General features: G+C 34.9%; 19 protein-coding genes. All 19 read right to left on the bottom strand.

Annotated elements, in window-relative coordinates; genetic code table 11:
• Nucleotides 1–70: 70 nt before the first annotated feature.
• Nucleotides 71–2,314 carry a DUF3160 domain-containing protein gene (locus tag HMPREF1864_RS00185; RefSeq protein ID WP_062570845.1) on the bottom strand — a complete coding sequence of 748 codons (2,244 nt, stop codon included), beginning with the start codon at nucleotides 2,312–2,314 and terminating at the stop codon, nucleotides 71–73.
• Nucleotides 2,305–2,910: a hypothetical protein gene (locus tag HMPREF1864_RS00180; RefSeq protein WP_062570844.1), complete on the bottom strand. Its 606-nt coding sequence runs from the start codon at nucleotides 2,908–2,910 to the stop codon at nucleotides 2,305–2,307. Before HMPREF1864_RS00180 ends, HMPREF1864_RS00185 begins: the two co-directional genes overlap by 10 nt.
• Before the next feature lie 218 nt (nucleotides 2,911–3,128).
• The gene (locus HMPREF1864_RS00175) at nucleotides 3,129–5,234 is read right to left on the bottom strand and encodes a bifunctional 4-hydroxy-3-methylbut-2-enyl diphosphate reductase/30S ribosomal protein S1 (protein WP_062570843.1); all 2,106 of its coding nucleotides are present in this window, start codon (nucleotides 5,232–5,234) and stop codon (nucleotides 3,129–3,131) included.
• Entirely contained in the window at nucleotides 5,219–5,809 is a 591-nt protein-coding gene (locus tag HMPREF1864_RS00170) for a lysophospholipid acyltransferase family protein (protein WP_062570842.1), read from the bottom strand. Before HMPREF1864_RS00170 ends, HMPREF1864_RS00175 begins: the two co-directional genes overlap by 16 nt.
• Before the next feature lie 3 nt (nucleotides 5,810–5,812).
• The gene (gene cmk, locus HMPREF1864_RS00165) at nucleotides 5,813–6,433 is read right to left on the bottom strand and encodes a (d)CMP kinase (protein ID WP_062570841.1); all 621 of its coding nucleotides are present in this window, start codon (nucleotides 6,431–6,433) and stop codon (nucleotides 5,813–5,815) included.
• An 86-nt stretch (nucleotides 6,434–6,519) separates the two neighbouring features.
• Nucleotides 6,520–7,710: a BaiN/RdsA family NAD(P)/FAD-dependent oxidoreductase gene (locus HMPREF1864_RS00160; RefSeq protein WP_062570840.1), complete on the bottom strand. Its 1,191-nt coding sequence runs from the start codon at nucleotides 7,708–7,710 to the stop codon at nucleotides 6,520–6,522.
• Nucleotides 7,707–8,261 (bottom strand): tRNA 5-(aminomethyl)-2-thiouridylate-methyltransferase MnmM, encoded by a 555-nt coding sequence (locus HMPREF1864_RS00155; RefSeq protein WP_062570839.1) that lies wholly within the window; start codon nucleotides 8,259–8,261, stop codon nucleotides 7,707–7,709. The genes HMPREF1864_RS00160 and HMPREF1864_RS00155 overlap by 4 nt, the downstream gene beginning before the upstream one ends.
• The gene (locus HMPREF1864_RS00150; protein WP_062570838.1) at nucleotides 8,258–8,965 is read right to left on the bottom strand and encodes a pseudouridine synthase; all 708 of its coding nucleotides are present in this window, start codon (nucleotides 8,963–8,965) and stop codon (nucleotides 8,258–8,260) included. The genes HMPREF1864_RS00155 and HMPREF1864_RS00150 overlap by 4 nt, the downstream gene beginning before the upstream one ends.
• On the bottom strand, nucleotides 8,962–9,489 hold the full coding sequence (gene scpB, locus HMPREF1864_RS00145; RefSeq protein ID WP_062570837.1) for an SMC-Scp complex subunit ScpB: 528 nt from the start codon (nucleotides 9,487–9,489) through the stop codon (nucleotides 8,962–8,964). The genes HMPREF1864_RS00150 and scpB overlap by 4 nt, the downstream gene beginning before the upstream one ends.
• Nucleotides 9,458–10,204 (bottom strand): segregation and condensation protein A, encoded by a 747-nt coding sequence (locus HMPREF1864_RS00140; protein WP_062570836.1) that lies wholly within the window; start codon nucleotides 10,202–10,204, stop codon nucleotides 9,458–9,460. Before HMPREF1864_RS00140 ends, scpB begins: the two co-directional genes overlap by 32 nt.
• Nucleotides 10,183–10,815 carry a site-2 protease family protein gene (locus HMPREF1864_RS00135; RefSeq protein ID WP_062570835.1) on the bottom strand — a complete coding sequence of 211 codons (633 nt, stop codon included), beginning with the start codon at nucleotides 10,813–10,815 and terminating at the stop codon, nucleotides 10,183–10,185. Before HMPREF1864_RS00135 ends, HMPREF1864_RS00140 begins: the two co-directional genes overlap by 22 nt.
• Nucleotide 10,816: 1 nt before the next feature.
• On the bottom strand, nucleotides 10,817–12,118 hold the full coding sequence (locus tag HMPREF1864_RS00130; protein WP_062570834.1) for a thymidine phosphorylase: 1,302 nt from the start codon (nucleotides 12,116–12,118) through the stop codon (nucleotides 10,817–10,819).
• Nucleotides 12,118–12,918, bottom strand: coding sequence for a purine-nucleoside phosphorylase (locus tag HMPREF1864_RS00125; protein WP_062570833.1), 801 nt, complete (start codon nucleotides 12,916–12,918; stop codon nucleotides 12,118–12,120). Before HMPREF1864_RS00125 ends, HMPREF1864_RS00130 begins: the two co-directional genes overlap by 1 nt.
• The gene (locus HMPREF1864_RS00120; RefSeq protein ID WP_062570832.1) at nucleotides 12,911–13,462 is read right to left on the bottom strand and encodes an NUDIX hydrolase; all 552 of its coding nucleotides are present in this window, start codon (nucleotides 13,460–13,462) and stop codon (nucleotides 12,911–12,913) included. The genes HMPREF1864_RS00125 and HMPREF1864_RS00120 overlap by 8 nt, the downstream gene beginning before the upstream one ends.
• Nucleotides 13,463–15,124, bottom strand: a complete 1,662-nt coding sequence (gene recN / locus HMPREF1864_RS00115) for a DNA repair protein RecN (protein WP_062570831.1) — start codon at nucleotides 15,122–15,124, stop codon at nucleotides 13,463–13,465.
• Between the two features lie 7 nt (nucleotides 15,125–15,131).
• A complete protein-coding gene (locus HMPREF1864_RS00110) occupies nucleotides 15,132–15,932 on the bottom strand; it encodes a TlyA family RNA methyltransferase (protein ID WP_062570830.1) in 801 nt (266 codons plus the stop codon).
• A complete protein-coding gene (locus tag HMPREF1864_RS00105; protein ID WP_062570829.1) occupies nucleotides 15,932–16,789 on the bottom strand; it encodes a polyprenyl synthetase family protein in 858 nt (285 codons plus the stop codon). Before HMPREF1864_RS00105 ends, HMPREF1864_RS00110 begins: the two co-directional genes overlap by 1 nt.
• Entirely contained in the window at nucleotides 16,773–16,997 is a 225-nt protein-coding gene (gene xseB, locus HMPREF1864_RS00100) for an exodeoxyribonuclease VII small subunit (RefSeq protein ID WP_060799977.1), read from the bottom strand. The genes HMPREF1864_RS00105 and xseB overlap by 17 nt, the downstream gene beginning before the upstream one ends.
• Complete coding sequence (xseA, locus tag HMPREF1864_RS00095) at nucleotides 16,998–18,449, bottom strand: exodeoxyribonuclease VII large subunit (RefSeq protein WP_062570828.1); 1,452 nt, start codon at nucleotides 18,447–18,449, stop codon at nucleotides 16,998–17,000.

The following is an 18,449-nucleotide window of genomic DNA, read 5'->3' as shown; positions in this document are numbered from 1 at the left end:
AGTATTATAACACATAGTAATTTTAAATTTAAAAATTTGCAAGAAAAAAAGAGGGACTCGCCCTCTTTAACTACTTTTTATACATGCTTTCTTCATAATCTGGTCCATAACTATCATATTCTATAGCTTTCTTTTCTTCTGTCACAAGATCACCATACCAGTTTGGAAAATCTATTTTTTCATCATAAACCATTTTTTGCCAATCTTCATCAGTAAGTCTTTCCTTATTTAAAAATTCGTAATAAGAAAAAGTTGCTCCCCTACCCATGTAAAGTTTATCTTGGTGAGGATAGATTACAAAAATTTCCATTGGCTTGCCTGTTCCTATGTGAGAGATTTCTCCTTCTGGAAGACCAACGCTGTTTTTCACAACTCTCATTAGGTCAACTACTACTGGCATCCTCCTGTCAGTTGCATTTTGAATTTCATACCAATAAGAAATATTATTTTCATCAGATGACTCAACAAAGTCAACCATTATTCTTTCCATCTCTCCACCAATGTTTAGTAAATCAATAATTTCCTCTTCAGTAAGTGGTTCGTTTTGAAGTTCCTTAATAGAAATATCTCTAAACTTAATAACCATAGCTTGGAAGTTGTTTAATTTTTCTTCATACTTTTCACTTAGCATTTGACGATTTTTTAAATTAACCTTTGTAAATTCAAGTAGCCAATTTAATTTTTCATAGAGTTCTACATTTGGTTCAACGTAGGATTTTGGAATTTCCATTTCTCCTCCGCCACCCATTTCTGCCATAACAGCCTTGCCATATAGAACTGTGTCGTGTTTTAACTCTGCAAAAGATCCAAGTGCAGATACTAGGTCCTTTCTTTCCCAAGCATCATTTCTCATAAACATTGGGTAGCCCTCTCCAAATTTTTGGTCATAGGACTTTAGCATCCATAGCCATCCACGATACATATTTTTTTGCCAGTCTAAGTCTTCCATCTTCTTAACACTCGAAATATTTTCATCAGTTCTTTCCTTGTACTTATCCCAGTGAGAATTGTAAGAATCCTTGTCTAAAATTTCTCTCGCCTTTTCATTTCCAAAGGCAGCCATAAGGTCCAAGCCAGAATAAATTGGTCTATCAGATGGGTGATTTGGACGTACAATATCAACAACATTTTGCATCAATACGCTATCCATAACTGCTCTTTGTGGCATATACCTAAAGGACTTGCCCATAAAACCTGCGACTTGTGGATCTGGATAGGACTTTAAAACTGTGTAAGCTTTGCTTAAATTTTTCTTATCATCTAGTTTGTTTATGTCAAAATCTTTTCCATAAACTCCATAGAGTGTCCTTGCATATTCTCTTATTGAAAGGTCATCAGCAGATTCCACCATAAAGTCAATTGGCTCAACTAAATCTTCCCATTTTTTTAAAATTTCAGGATTTTTATAAATTGAATGAGTTAGAAGTAGTCCTTGCATGATACTGTCTTCATCAGGTTTTCCTTCATTCTCTATAAAAAGTCCAACTTGACCAAAGTACATTGTGCCTGAAAAATATCTTTTTAAATCTTCACTTCTAGTGTAGTGACCTCTTGGTTTAAGTTGTGAAAAATCTACGTCCCTTCCAGTGATAGCTGAAGAAGCAATTTCTTCTGAGTTTGCCTTTTTTATCTCTTCTTCATAAATCTTCTTGGCTTCTTCAGGTAAGTTTTCTGGTTCAATTCCCAAGAGTTTAAGACCAGTTGCTATAAAAGCAATATTTCTATTTTGGATTTCTTTTAATCTCTCGTTTTTTATTTCACTTAAAAGATTTATATTTTCAGCAAGCAAACTTTGATTTAAGCTAATAGATTTTGGATAGAGCTCTTCCTTTTCCAAATTTCTCAAAAATCCATCGTAGAATATATGGAAGATGTGAGTTACTGAATCAGTTGTAACAAAACTTGCCCAATTTTTATATTCATTGTCTTCATAAACTTGGTGAATTTGATCGAACTCATAATCCCATGGGTTTTCACTGTACGCGTTGTTTTCCAAATTTTTTGGTCTTGTAATTACAAAACCATTTTTTAAAAGCATTTCTTTTTGTCTTTCTGTAAAATCTCCAAAGTCAGAAAAATTAACTACATTTGAAAAATCATCTGCAACTTTATAATCTTCAAGGCTTGGTGTGAAATCAGAAAGCTTGTAATCAATGTGAGTAGTTTTATTTTCCATTTCATCCAAGAACTTTGTATCTTGAAGTTTAATATTTGCAGCCTCCTTGTCTGACAAAATCCCCTTAACATTTTTGCATCCAGTCAAAAGCGTAAGTGCTACAAGAAAACTTATAAGTATTTTTTTCTTTACTTCCATTTTATTTCATCTCCTACTAAATATAATTCTCTTTCGCTTCCATCTATCTCAACTTTTTTCTCCTTGTCTAAAAACTTTGGCTCATCCTTTAAGACTTCGCTCCCATGATTTCTTTCGACAGCGAAATTAGTCCAGTCATACACACCAAATAAATAATTGCCATCAAGGTTTTTTTCTATGGAAATAATTTCATCATATCCATCTCCATCAATGTCGCACAAGTTAAAATCTTTAATGGGATTGCATAATCTTGATATTCTAAGTTTTGGTCTTAGCTTTTTGTTTTTAAAGTCAATGTTATATAAGAAACACCTCCTGTCAAACTTTTTATCAAAGGGAGTCTTTTTGTAAACACCAAGTGCAAGCTCCATCTCACCTCCATCCACATTACAAAAATCAAGCTTCCAGGGTCTTAAGTCATTTACGTCAATAGAAAATTCTCTTCCCTTACTTTTAATTTTTAATTCGCTCCCATATCTTCCATCAAGAGAAATAATTTCAGCAGACAGATTATCATGAGCAGCCTTATCTAGAACTTTAGCTTCCTTGCCCCTGCATCCCGTCAAAAAAATAAGTAAAAAAATTATGTATCTCATAAGATGATTATATCATTTAATTTAACAATTTATTTGTTTGTTTAACACATTATTTTTAAAAATTTTTATCACAAGCCATAATTTTTTATAAGCTTTGTCTGTGAGATAAGATTGTGAAAGTTTAGAATGACAAGTAAATTAATTTTATATGTAAAAGAGTAACAAAAAAGAGACCCGGCTTGCGAGTCTCTTGATATTTAAAATTCAAATAAGAATTATTATTCTTGATCTGCTTTTTCTTCTTCAGCTACTTTTTCTCCAACTACATCTTCATCAACTAAATCAGCGTTAAGACTTGCATCTGAGAAGTTAATTCCTAGCATTTCTCCAATAGTCATATTGAAGTCATCTTGTTTAGGTTCTTCAATTTTCTTTTCTCTCTTTGGAGCTTTTCTTTCTTTTCTAGGTTTTCTTTCCTTTGGTTTAGCTTCTTCGCCTTCTTCTTTTTCTTCAGGTTCAATTAGAGCCTTGATTGAAAGAGAAATCTTTTGATTTTCTTCATCAATGTCAGTTACCTTAACTGTAACTTCTTCACCAATAGAAAGTTTATCTTGTGGTTTTTCAACGTGTTCTCTTGAGATTTGAGAAACGTGAAGTAGACCATCAACGCCTTGTTCAAGTCTAACGAAAGCACCGAAGTCAAGAAGGTTAACTACCTTACCCTTAACAACGTCGCCAACTTTAACTTCTTTAGTAAATACATCCCATGGTTTTTCCATAGTTTGTTTTAGTCCAAGTGCGATTCTATTCTTTTCTTTATCTACATTAAGAACTTGTACCTTAACAAGGTCTCCAGGTGCTACTACATCTGAAGGGTGTTTAACTCTGTTCCAAGAAAGTTCAGAAATATGGATAAGTCCATCTACTCCTCCAACGTCTACAAATGCACCAAAGTTAGTTAATCTTTGTACAGTTCCTTCGATAATGTCTCCTTCTTTAAGCTTGTCATATACTTCGTCACGAACCTTGTCTAGTTCTTCTTGAAGTACATTCTTTCTTGAAAGAACAATTCTTCTCTTTCTCTTATCAAAGTCGATAATTTCAGTTTCGAATTCTTCTCCAATGAATTTGCTTAAATCTTTTTGGAATCTAACAGAAACATGAGATGCAGGTATAAATGCATTAAGTCCTCTGAAATCTGCAGTTAGTCCACCTTTAACTTGGTTCTTAACAGTTACTTTTATGTTTTCTTTGTTGTTATAAAGTTCTTCAACTTCATCCCAAACCTTCATGTCAGCAACTCTTTTTGTTGAAAGAACAACATTGCCGTCTCCATCATCCATCTTTAGAACATAAACATCAATTTCTTGACCTTGTTCATAAAGATCTTGAGGATTTACATCAGGCCCTCCTGCAAGTTCATCTCTTGAAATGATACCATCTGATCTGTATCCAAGATTTACCATTACTTCTGAATCAGTTATATATAAAACTTCTCCAGTTACTACTTCACCACGTCTAATTCTTTTAAAAGAATTTTCGATGGCTTCCATCATCTCACCTTTGTCAAAATTTTCCATCCTACTAACAGCCTCCTTGATTACCGATTCCGGTGTGGATGCTCCGGCGGTAATACCTATTTTATTAAATTTTTTAAATATATTTAAATCAATATCTCTAATGGACTGAATTAAAAATACATTTTTACAATTTAATTTTGCAATTTCTGCAAGTTTTTTTGTGTTGGAAGATTTTTTGCCTCCTAAAACGATTAGGGCGTCAACTTTTTTCGATAAATCTCTAACACTCTCTTGTCTCTCGAAAGTTGCATTACATATAGTATTATAAACTAAAACTTCATCTTTTGAAATATCTTTTATAAGATTTGTTGCTTTTTCGAAAAAATCTACCTTGTTTGTAGTTTGTGAGACTATAACTATTTTTCCCTCTGGGATTTTAATCTCTTCCAAATTGGAAATAATTGTTGCAGAATCATTGCATCGAGAATTAATTCCCACCACTTCGGGGTGGTCTCTATTCCCTATAATTACTACATTATATCCTTTTTTATAGAAATTATCTACTATATTATAAACTTTTTCTACCTTGGGACAAACACAATTTATTATTTCATTATTTTTTTCTTCTAGCTGGTCTAAAATTTTTTTATGGACTCCATGACTTCTTATTATGACCTTAGAGTTCTCTACACTTGTATCATCAATAGTAATAACTCCCAAGTCAGCAAGTTCCTTTACAACTCTTTCGTTGTGAACAAGATCACCATAGGAGTAGACTCCCTTGCCTGCATTGCCAAAGGCCATCTTAACAGCTCTCTTTACACCGCCACAAAATCCATGCTTGTCAGCTACAATAATTTCCATTTGACTTCATCACCATATACTATTCTCATTATGTCTTGTGAAATATTTTCAAGTTCCTCAGGAGAATATTTTATTTCCTTCTTAACCATTACAGGCTTCCTAAAGTGAATCCTAGTCTTCCTAAAGGGCTTGTAGTCTCCCTCAATATAAACTGGAAGGACTCTTGAATTTGTCTTTTGTGCAATAAGGGCAATACCTGATTTTATTCTCGTGTAGTCAACTTTCTTCATCCTTGTACCTTCTGGAAAGATCCCAAGGACATTTTCATTTTTCAAAATTTTTAGAGCCTTCTTTATGGCTACAAGGTCATTACCCTGCCTATCAATTGGAAAGGCTCCAAGCTTAGATAAGAAAGCACCTAATAATTTATTTTTAAAGAGTTCCTTCTTTGCCATCCAAAAAATTTGTCTGTCAAAAACTGCTGATATGGCTACAGGGTCTAGGTTGCACTTGTGGTTGCCACAAATTATTAATCTTTCATCATCTTGTGGAATATTTTCAAGTCCAAAGACTTCAATCCTATAAATGTGTCTTATAAAAAATCCCACAAAATTTCTAACAGCAAAGTAAAACATAAATCACCTTTTTATATAAGAAATTATTTTTTCAATTGTCTCTTCAGCATTTAAGTCCGTACTGTCAATTAAGATTGCATCTTCTGTTTGAATTAATGGAGAGTTAGCCCTGTGAGAGTCATTGTAGTCTCTCACCTTTAAGTCTTCTAGGATTCCCTCAAAGCTAACCTTGTCGTCGTTAATTTGTTTGTACCTTCTCATGGCACGAGTTTCTACATCAGCAGTTAAGAAAAATTTGTATTCAGCATCCTTTAGGACAACTGAACCAATGTCTCTCCCCTCCATGACAACGTCCTTGTCCCTAGCAATTTCTCTTTGCATCTTCACAAGATAGTCTCTTATGATTTTCTTCTTGGACATCTCTGAAGTCTTGTTGGAAATTTCATTTTCTCTGATTTCCTTTGAGACATCTCTTCCATCGAGAAAAATTTTATCTCCATCAAAAGTTATTTTTGTATTTTTAAGAATTTCTTCGTAAGAAGATTCATCTGCCTTTAAAAGTTTAAGAGTAATTGCCCTATACATTGCGCCTGTGTCAACATATAGAACGCCAAGTCTCTTTGCAATTTCCTTTGCAAGGGAACTTTTGCCAGAGCCTGCTGGTCCATCAATTGCAATTTTCATTTTTACCTCCAAAAAAAATCACTACTTTCTGTAGTGACTCTTATCCTTGTGTTTATTATATTTTATTTTTGAAAATAAGTAAAGGCTTAGAGATTGATGCCACAGGAGTATCCTGTTGAGTTCGCAACTTGAATATTATATCCACCAGTTAGTCCATCAACATCTATGACTTCACCAATAAAGTATAAGCCCTTAGCAAGCTTTGACTCCATAGTCTTTGGATCAAGATCTTTGACGTCGATTCCTCCACTGGTTACTATTGCCCTGTTGATGTCGTCTAAGCTATCAAATCTTAATTTAAAGTTTTTAATTGTTTTAACAAGTTCTTCTCTCTCTTCTTTGGTGATTTGATTGACCTTCTTGTCTCCATGAACTTTTGCTTCATCAAGGACATAAGAAATTAAATCTCTTGGAAGGAGATTTTTCATAACATTTTCTAAATTTTTATTTTGGTTCTCATCAAAGTCTCTCAAGATTCTCTTATCTAACTTGTCACTTGTAAGTGCAGGCTTTAAGTCCAAGTATAAATCAAAGTCCCCCATCCTATTAATTTTACTTGAACTTGTTAAGACAATGGGACCAGATATGCCCCTGTGAGTGAAGAGCATCTCTCCAAACTCTCTCGAGATAACTTTCTTATCTTTTTCAACTCTTAGCTCAACATTCTTTAGGCTAAGACCTGCCAAGTCAAAATTATTTGAAAGATTGATACCAATTAACCCTGGCTTAGGTTCTACAAGCTTGTGACCAAATTCTTTTCCAAACCTATAGCCGTCACCAGTGGACCCCGTAAGTTTGTAAGAAAGACCACCTGTTGCGATAACAACTTTGTCAAATTTTTCCCTGTCATTTAAGATGAAGACCTCTCCATCTTTTTTTATAGACCTCACTTCTGTATTAAGTCTTACTTCAACGCCCACTTGTCTTAACTTTTTTTCGTAGGTCCTTATGACATCTGATGACTTGTCACTTGCTGGGAAGACCCTATCCCCTCTCTCAACCTTTAGGGGCAAGCCTAGGCCTTCAAAGTAATAGTAAGTTGCGAAGGGAGAAAAAGAATAAATTGATGAGAACATAAAGGAAGTGTTCCTCACAAGGTTTTTCATAAATTCTTTCTCGTCTACATAATTTGTTAAGTTGCACCTTCCCTTGCCTGTTATAAATAATTTTTTCCCAAGTTTTTCATTTTTCTCAAAGAGGACAACTTCATGATTTTCTCCTGCCTTAATGGCGCACATCATACCAGCAGGTCCTCCTCCTATAATTCCTATTCTCATCTCGTCACCTTCTTCTCAATTAAGTAAACAATGGGTGGATTGTGTTTTTGATTATAAAATTCTCTCTTCTCAAGCTTAAAGATTTTTTGATCAAGAGACTTTAAGAACTCATCCACGCCTTCTCTCTCTTCAAGAGAGTTTTCGTGACCCAGGTACGAAACCACAATTATTATTCCAGCTTCATTTATTTTTTCTGTGGCCTTCCTTAAGGACTCAAGAGTAGACTCCCTTAAAGTTGTAATTTTTTTATCAGACCCTGGTAAAAACCCAAGATTATAAATCACAAGGTCAAAACTTTCAAGCCTGTCAATATTTGCATGAGAATCCAAAAATAATTCATAATTGTCATAGCCTTCTAACAAGACCCTTGCCTTATTGATAGCCTCTTCTTGAACGTCAAATCCATAGACAAAACCATCTTTGCCAACAGCCTTTAATAGTTTTAGAGTGTCCTTTCCCTTGCCCACAGTTGCATCAACTGCAATTTTTCCTAAAAAATTATGAGATAGGGTCTCATCCACTATCTCAAAATACTTTTCCTTTACTATCATTTTAATCCCTTTAGATACTTAACTTCTTTTTCACTAAGATATCTGTAGTTCCCTGGTTCAAGGTCTAAGAGATGAATCTCACCCATAGAAATTCTCTTTAACTTCTTAACCTTGTGACCAATGTAATCAAACATCCTCTTCACTTGATGGTTTTGTCCCTCAAAAATTTCAATTTCAAGAATAGAATCTTGTTTAAAGGATTTTAAAATCTTAACATTTGCTGGAGAAGTTTTTAAGTCCCTAATGTTAAGTCCCTCTCTCAAGAGAGAAAGTTCACGAGCATTAGGAGTCCCATCAACTGTTACAATATATTTTTTGCCGATTTTATATCTTGGGTGCATCATAATATTTGCAAGTTGACCGTCATTTGTAAGAAAGACTAGACCTGTTGTATCTATGTCAAGCCTTCCCACTGGATAAACCCTGTAGTCATCTGGCACAAGGTCTGTCACAGTTAGTCTGTCCTTTTCATCAGATGCAGAAGTTACAACTCCAATAGGTTTATTTAAAATCATATAAACTTTTTTACCTTCAAGTGTAAGTCTTTTTCCATCAAGATATACCCTGTCCACATTGGGATCAATTTTTGTTCCAAGTTCTGTCACTACTTCGTCGTTAACCTTAACAAGTCCTTCCTTTATAAACTCTTCGCACTTTCTTCTCGATGCAGCTCCGCAGTGAGCCATATATTTTTGTAATCTCAATTAGATTCCTCCTCTAATTCCTTCAAGTCAGGTAGCTCTTCCAAGTTTTCCATTCCAAATTTTTGTAAAAATTTTTCTGTTGTGGAATAAAGATTAGGATGACCAATCCTATCTAGCTTGCCAGAAACTTCTATTAAATCAAAATCCAAAAGTCCCTTAATAGTTGAGTCGCAATTAACTCCTCTTAGTTCTTCTACCTCTAACTTTGTCACTGGCTGCTTGTAAGCAATAATAGAAAGAGTTTCAAGGGCAGGCTTTGAAAGATTTTTTTCATTTTTTTCTTGAATCAAATTTTTTAAATAGGGTTCATTTTCTTGCTTAGTACCAAGTTGAAACTTACCATCAACTTCTCTAAGCCTTAGTCCTGATGTTTCGTTTTTATAGTTTTCCTTCATCTCCAAAAGAATCTCTCTTGCGTAGTCCTTCCTGAGTTCTAAGGTAGATGCAAGATCCTCTAAGCTTATGGGGTCGCCCCAAATAAAAAGTATTGATTCAATTATTGATTTCAGCTTGTTCCTGTCCATTGTATTCTCTCTCTTTAATTAAAATATCTGCAAAGTTATCGCTTTGCTCTGCATAAATATACTCATTCTTAATAAGTTCCAACATACCCAAAAAATAAGTTATGACGTCCACCTTGTAAACTATGTCCACTAAGAGATCACTAAATTTTATTTCCTTATTCTTGTGAAGAGCAAGTTTAATCTTTCTGGCAGCATCTTCAACCTTGAAGTACTCCCTTTCAATCCCAACAACCTCCTTGTCCTTGTATCTTTTTAAGATATTAAAAAAGGCAAAGGAAAGTTTGTCCACGTTAGAATCCTTTAAGAAGTCCATCTCGCTCATAGAAAAAATTTCTGTCCTAAGCTTGTAAAAGGACTTAGACTCATACTCTTCTTGAACTTTTAAAATTTCTGAAGCTTCCTTATACCTCTTATACTCCAAAAGACTTTCCACCAAGTCCTGCCTTGGGTCTTCTTCCTCTTCTCCTTCTTCATCAAAGTCTTCCTTCTTAGGTAGAAGCATCTTAGACTTTATCTCTAAAAGAGTTGAGGCCATTAAAATAAAATCTGAAGTAAGAGTTAGGTTTAACTTCTTCATGTTCTCAATGTATTTTAAAAATTCTTCAGTAATTTTAAAAATTGGTATGTCGTAAATATCTATTTCATTTTCTTTTATTAAATCTAAAAGAAGATCCATTGGACCTTCATAAGTTTTTAAAACAATATTGTATTCCATAAATTAATTCCCAAAGAAATAATTCCATTGATTATTCCATAGACAATTGGCCCAATAAATTTGTCAACAAGTCCAGAAAAAATCATTATAACTAATACAAAGTAAAAATATTTTTCGTACTTATAAAACTTGTATTCCAAATTTTCTGGCAAGAATGTCGCCAAGACCTTTGACCCATCAAGTGGTGGAAGGGGCACAAGGTTAAATACGCCAAGCATAATATTGTACCAAAAGATTGATGTGAAAAGTGGCACCAAGGCAGATGACTTGTAATTTAAGTAAACTAAAATTATCCCAGATATAAGTCCAAGAACAAAGTTAGTAAAGACTCCTGCAAGAGAAACTAAAAGTGATGCAACTTTTCTATTCCCCTTAAACCTATAGGGATTAATAGGTACAGCCTTTGCCCAACCAAATCTAAAAATAACCATAGAAATTAAACCCACAGGGTCAATGTGATGTAGTGGGTTTAAGCTAAGTCTTCCGTCATCCTTTGCAGTTGTATCTCCACAGAGATATGCCACATAACCGTGAGCTATCTCGTGAGGAATTATTGCCACCAGTAGGGCGACAATGTTTATTAATATTGATACAATATCTAAGTTATCCATCTCAATCAATCTCTTCTATAACTAATTTATAATCTTCCTTCTTATCAGAAAAAGCATAGGCAGACTTTATTCTTTGGATTGCTCCCTCAACTTCATTTTCTTTTTCAGTGTAAATTGTAGCAAGCTTGTCGCCCTTTTCTACAAGGTCGCCAATTTTTTTGTGAAGATATATTCCTGCAGATAAATCAAGGAGATCACCTTTTTTTAGTCTGCCAGCTCCCAAGTCTCTTGACGCAATTCCAATTTCAATTGCCTCAATGGATTTTACGTAGCCAGACTCTTCAGCATAAATTTCTCTTACTATTGAAGATTTTTTAAACTTGTCTGTGTCATCAATATAAGTCTTGTCTCCACCTTGTAGCTCAACCATTTCTTTGAACTTTTCAACAGCAGATCCATCACTTATTTTTTCTTCAAGAACTTTTATTGCTTCATCTTCAGAGGATGAAATGCCTTCCATTAGCATTAGCTTTGCACCAATCCTTAGGGCAATGTCCTTTAAGTGACCTTCCTTCTTGCCCTTTAAGATGTTTATTGCCTCAATAACTTCTAGGCTATTGCCAATTGCATCACCAAGAGGCTCTTCCATGCTAGTGATAATTGCCTTAGTGTTTCTTCCAAATTTCTTACCAAGTTCAACCATGAGCTTTGATAGTTCCACTGCTGATGGAACGTCCTTCATAAAGGCACCATTGCCAACCTTGACATCAAGAACTAGGGCGTCTGTTCCCAATGCAATTTTCTTTGAAAGGATTGAGGATGCTATTAAGCTAACATTATCAACAGTTGCTGTTGCATCTCTTAGGGCATATAAAAGCTTATCTGCTGGAACAATATTTTCTGTTTGACCAATTACTGCAATATTAGATTTTTTTAAGATTTCAATAAAATCTCTTCCGCCAATATTTATGTTAAAGCCAGGAATGGCTTCTAACTTGTCAAGCGTTCCTCCTGTGTGGCCAAGTCCCCTTCCACTCATCTTGGCAAAAACAAGACCTACTGATGCAAGTAGGGGACCAAGGACAAGGGTAACTGTGTCACCAACTCCACCTGTTGAGTGCTTGTCAACTTTTGATCCAGGGACTTCTGATAAGTCAACAGTTTCTCCTGAGTCAATCATGGCCTTTGTAAGATAGTATGTTTCATCTAGGTTTAACTTATTAAAATAAATTGCCATTAAGAAGGTAGAAACTTGGTAGTCAGGAATTTCTCCCTTGACATAATTTTCTATAAAAAATTCTATTTCACTTTGACTTAAAACTTTATTTTCTTTTTTCTTTTGAATAATATCTAAAAAATTCATTAAATTTCCTCAACTATTTCTTTTAATAGTTCTTTAAACTTACCTGCAACTTCTTTTCCAACTTCTACAACTTCTGTGTGATCAAGTGGTGTGTCAAGAATACCTGTAGACATATTAGTTATTGTTGAGATACCTAAAATCCTTAGACCCCTATGTCTTGCAATGATTGCTTCTGGAACTGTACTCATGCCAACAGCATCTGCTCCAAGGATTCTTGCCATCCTTACTTCAGCTGCAGTTTCATAAGAAGGTCCAGTGAAGTACATGTAAACTCCCTCTTTAATGCCGATGCCAAGTTTTTTTGCAGACTTTTCTGCTACTTCAACAAGTTCTTTGTTGTAAATGTCTGTCATGTCAGGGAATCTTGGACCAAGGTCTTCATCGTTAGGTCCAATAAGTGGATTCTTGCCCATTAGGTTGATGTGGTCCGTGATAATCATAAGGTCAGCTGGCTCAAAGTTAGTGTTAACTCCACCTGCTGCATTTGTTAGAATTATAGTTTTAATTCCTAGACCTGCAAGAACTTCTATTGGATAAACAACTTCCTTGATGTCGTAGCCTTCGTAATAGTGGATCCTTCCCTTCATTACGCAAACTTCCTTAGAATTTATTTGACCAAAAATTAATTTTCCATCGTGTCCCTTAACTGTAGAAACTGGAAAGCCGGGAATTTCTTTGTAAGGAATTTCAATTTTATCTTCAATGGCATCGGCAAAGTCGCCTAAGCCTGATCCAAGTACAATACCAATCTCAGGTTGGTTTTTAATTTTTTCTTTTATATAATCAATTGATTTATTCATTATTCCTCCTAAAGTTATTGTAGTAAAGAATACCTGCCACACTCTTTGAGTCGTTTATCTCTCCTAAGTTAACAAGCTTTAGAGCTTCATTAAATTTTATCTTTTCAACAGAAAGATGTTCAAACTCATCAAGGTCTTGGTCACCAAGACTTAAGTCCTCTGCATAAAAAATAAATAATTTTTCATTAGTAAAACCTGGTGAAGAATAAATTTCTGCAAGGTAGTCAGACTTCTTGGCCTCATAACCAGTTTCTTCTTTGAGTTCTCTTAAGGCAGCCCTTTGAGGTTCCTCTCCAAAGTCAACCATTCCAGCTGGTATCTCATAGATTTCTTTGTCAATTGCCTTCCTATATTGTTTTATAAGAATAATTTCATCTCCTTCAGTTATGGCAACTATACCTACAGAAGGATGCCTTTCCACTATCTCTCTCTTAGTGTACTTTTGTCCCTCCATCTCAACAGTATCAACCCTTAGTTGCAGGACCTTACCGTCAAAAATCTTTGTCGATTTCATAGTTCTTTCTTCATAATTTGTATTTGTCATTTAATCACCAATCATTTCCTTTGCAGTCTCAATTGCAATTTCACTTACATTCAATCCGCCAATTAATCTTGCCACTTCATTAACTCTCTCGTCATAGTTTAATTTGTCAATTGTAGAAATTGTACTGTTGTTAACCACATCTTTTTTTATTGCAAAGTGCGTGTCCGCAAGGGCAACAATTTGTGGCAAGTGAGAAATTACTATAACTTGTCTATCCTTTGAAACTTCTTTTATCTTATTGCCAACTATTTGGGCAGTCTTTCCACTTATACCTGTATCTATTTCATCAAAGACAAGAGTTGGGATGTTGTCTTTTTCTGCAATTATTGACTTGAAGCCAAGCATAATTCTTGACATTTCACCACCAGATGCAACCTTTGCCATTGGCATAAGATCTTGACCAAGGTTCGGTGCAATTAAGAATTCAATCTTGTCAATCCCATCAAAGGAAAGGTCTTTCTCTTTTATTTCAATTTTAAATTTTGCGTCTTTTATATTTAACTTGTTGATCTCTTCTTCAACTTTTTTCTCAAGAATTTCTGAAGTTTTCTTCCTGTTTTGACTAATCTTCTCTGCAAGGACTAAGGCTTCAGCTTCTTTCTCTTCAATTTTCTTTAAGAGTTTATTTAAATTGTCTTCAAAGTTTTGTAAAAACTTAAGTCTTTCACTAATCTCTTCGTAAAAAGAATTTATTGCCTTTACATTGTTTCCATACTTTAGTTTTAAATTGTTAACAAGGTCTATTCTTTCCCTTAAAAATTGAAGCCTTTCCTCGTCAATCTCACTAGAGTTCACATACCTGTCAAGGTCCTTGGCAATATCAGAAATCCTAAATCTTATGTCCTCTAAGTTTTCTTCGACTTCCTTTAAGTCCTTGTTGTATCTTGTTACTTCAACTACATTAGCAATTACTTTGTCTAAAATGTCTTCAAGAGAAGTTGTCTCGTAACCCTCATTGATTAAGGACTTGGCTTCAGATAATTTTATCAAGGTGTCTGTCATATTGTTAAGGACGTTGAAGTCATCATAGAGTTCTTCGTCGTCATAGTCACTTAGACCTGCATCTTCAATTTCTTTTATTTGGTATTCAAGAAGGTCAATCTCTCTATCCTTATTTTGTTCCATTGTAGACTTTTCATGATACTCATTTTTTAAATAATTTATCTCATTAACAAGGTCTTTTAAATTTCCAAGAAGTTCTCCTTGATCTTTACCAGAAAAGTCATCAATTAACCTTAACTGGTTCTTGTTGTCCATAAGGGAGATGGATTCATGCTGAGCAAAAATATCGATGAGGTGACTTGAAATTTTTGACAGGATTTGCGATGTCACTGTCCTGTTGTTGACTCTTGTAATAGTTGGCCCCTTTTCACGAATTTCCTTTGAGACAACTACTAGGTCCCCTGACTCAATGCCATACTCAAGAAGAAGGTCCTTAGTTTCCACGTCATAAGAAGAAAAAACAGCCTCAATAAAGGCCCTGTCCTTCCCCTTTTTTATAATGTCCTTGTTGGCCCTTTGACCAAGAACAAGTCCAAGGGAATCTATGATTATTGACTTACCAGAACCTGTCTCTCCAGTTAAGACATTAAGACCAGGTTCAAATTCAATTTTCATATTTTCAATTATTGCAAAATTTTCGATATTTAACTCTAAAAGCATATTTCACCTAATCATTTAAATTTTCATAAGCCTTTTCTACAATTTCCTTGGCGTCAAAAGTCCCAGAAGCTTCTCCATAGTTTGACAAGTAAATTAAAAATTCTATGTTACCACTTGTTCCCTTAATTGGAGAATTTGTAAAAGCTTTGATATTTAACCCTAGTTCTCCTGCAAGGTCAATTATTTTTTCTATAACTTCAATATGTACTTTTTTCTCCCTTACAATTCCACCCTTGCCAACTTTTCCCTTGCCAGCTTCAAATTGTGGCTTAACAAGAGCGACAATCTCACCTCGATCTCCCAAGATGTCCTTGGCAACTGGAAGAACGAGTTCAAGTGAAATAAAGGAAACGTCAATAGAGATAAAAGAAACATCTTCTTCTATTATGTCCTTATCAAAATATCTTATGTTGGTCCTCTCAAGAGAGACAACTCTCTCGTCCATCCTTAGCTTGTAGTCAAGTTGATTGTAGCCAACATCTATGGCATAAACTTTTTTTGCCCCATGCTTTAACATACAGTGAGTAAAGCCTCCAGTTGAAGCTCCAATGTCAAGGCAAATTGCATCCCTAAGATCAATTTCATAGTCATGGATCATCTTTTCAAGCTTGTGACCACCACGAGATACAAAGGAATCTTCAAGGCCCTTTATGTAGATTTTTTCATCTTCCTTTAATTGGGTTCCAGGTTTATCAACCCTATCTGTTCCTATAAAAACCTTGCCTTCCATTATTAGTCTCTTGGCCTTTTCCCTTGAATCAATTAGACCTTTTTCAACTAATAATACATCTGCTCGTTTTTTTGCCATTACTTGCTCCTATTTACTAGCTTTGCTGCAAAAGTCTTCAGTGCATCATCCTTAAGTTCAAGACCTTCAAGTGCTTCATAGGCGCCATTTGTTAGGTCAATAACTTCATTTTTAAGGTCTTCCTTGTCCTTAAAGACAAGCATATTGATCTCCCCGCTGTCAGGATCCTTTTCTTCATCTAAGAGGTCATCTTCAAATTGATAGGCAACACCTATGGACTCGCCAAATCTTGCAAGCTTATTGATGTTGTCTGGGTCAAGACCTGCTATGATTCCACCAACTACAACAGAGGCCTTAATAAGGGCGCCAGTCTTTAGCTTGTACATATTTTCGCATTCATCTTCTGTGTAATCAGCAACATCCCTACTTATATCAATTGTTTGACCACCAACCATTCCATTTACACCTGAGGCATTGTAGATGTATTTCATTGCCCTCATGGCACGCTTTAGGTCCTCAGGATCCTCAATGTTTTCAATGTGTCTTAAGAGGATTTCCATAGACATATTTAAGAGTCCATCCCCTGCTAGGATTGCAATCCCCTCAGAGTAAACCTTGTGGTTTGTTGGTTTTTCTCTTCTAAAGTCATCGTCATCCATAGCTGGTAGGTCGTCGTGAATAAGTGAATAAGTGTGTATCATTTCAATTGCAGCTGCAAAGGGAAGAATCTTGTCTAAAGAATCTTCAGAAAATTCACAATAAGTTATAAGAGAAAGAAGGGGTCTTATCCTCTTTCCACCAGAAAACAAAGAGTACTTCATAGAGTCAATCACCTTGTGTTGTGGGCTGTTGTCATACTCAAGTAAGGAACTCAAATAATTATTAAATTTTTCTAGTAAATTATCTAAATCTCTCATCTTTTTTGTCCTCAATAAACTCAGAGTTTTCCTCTGCAATAGTTTTAATCTTGCCCTCATAGGCCTTTAGGGTATTGTTCAAGTACTTGTAAAGTTCAATCCCCTTTTCGTATTTTTTTATGGAATCTTCAAGACTAATGTCCTTAGACTCAAGTTCCCTTATTATATTTTCAAGCTCCCTAAAGGAACTTTCATAATCTCTTTCCATTTAATCCCTCACTTCCACCTTTTGAACCTTGGATTCTAGCTTGCCATCCTTAAACTTGAGAGAAATAATATCTCCAGGTCTTGCATCTCTTGCAGACTTAAGACTCTTACCATCTGCTCCTAAGATTTCAACCTTATTTATCTTTTCAAAGGCTGAATCAAGTCCCAACTTCAAGAGATTTAACCTGTTTCTCTCATTTTTTAACCTTAATGTTAGGTCATAGGATGTAAAAAACTTTTCAAGGTTTTTAAACTTCCTGTGATTGTCATTAACATAGGATTTAAAATAATAATTTAAAAGTTTTTTATCAAAATTTAGACTCTCAATATTCTTATTGAGTCTAGAATTTATATTTACAGAAATATTTTTTAGTCTATAAGAATAATTTTCGATTAGCTTGGACTCCTTAAGCTTAAAATTCTCCAGATAAAATTTTTTCTCTTGAAGATCATACTCTTGACCCTCAATAATATTTTTCATTGCAGAATTTAAAAGGGCATGAGCCCTCAATAGGTCCCTAGTCCTTTCATTAATCTTATAAACTTGATTTTTTATAGAAATATTTTTGTATAGGTTTAAGAGTCTTAGGCAATTGTAATCAAGTCTTCTCTCAATGAGATTTGTAAGTTGTGACTTCTTCTTTTCAAGTTCAGAGAGAATTTCATCTTCACTAATAGTCACAAGCTCTGCCGCATTAGTTGGAGTTGCCGCCCTCATATCTGCCACAAAATCACAAATAGTGTAGTCCACCTCATGACCCACAGCAGAAATCACTGGGATTTTTGAGGCAAAAATTTCCCTTGCAAGGTCCTCGTCATTAAAGACAAAGAGATCCTCAAAGCTTCCTCCACCTCTAGCAATTATTATGGTGTCAACTGGTTCTTCTTGGTTAAAATACTTGACACCTGCAATCAAAGACTCAGCAGCATAGGCTCCTTGAACAAGACTTGGATAAACAATAATGTCACAAGTCTTATTCCTCGTCCTAAAAATATTTATAACATCCTTAATGACTGCACCACTAGTTGATGTAATAAGTCCAATCCTTGATGGGTACTTCTTTAGGCTCTTCTTATGTCCTGGATTAAAAAGCCCTTCCTTAGTGAGCTTTTCCTTTAAGTCCAGGTACTCCTGATAGAGGTTACCCTTGCCATCAAGTTCTAATTGGCTAATATATAAAAAAACCCTGCCACTCCTTTCATAGTAAGTGACAGTTCCCTTTGCCATAACTTTAGCGCCATCGAATAAATTTATTTTTATATCCTCTTGGCTAGCCATGGCATCAATGCGGGCGAACTTATCCTTGAGAGAAAAATAAATATTTCCATTCTTGTGGAAATTTAAATTGGTAATCTCCCCAGTGATGCTAATATCCCTTAGGATATAGTCCATAGAAATTAGCTTTTTGATGTAATTATTCAGTTCACTTACATTAAAAGCAGACTTTGCCAA

It is taken from the genome of Peptoniphilus sp. DNF00840, assembly GCF_001553125.1.
GTDB lineage: Bacteria > Bacillota > Clostridia > Tissierellales > Peptoniphilaceae > Peptoniphilus_A > Peptoniphilus_A vaginalis.
The sequence above is the reverse complement of the archived record's forward strand: the minus strand, read 5'-3'. Positions and strand labels throughout refer to the sequence as shown.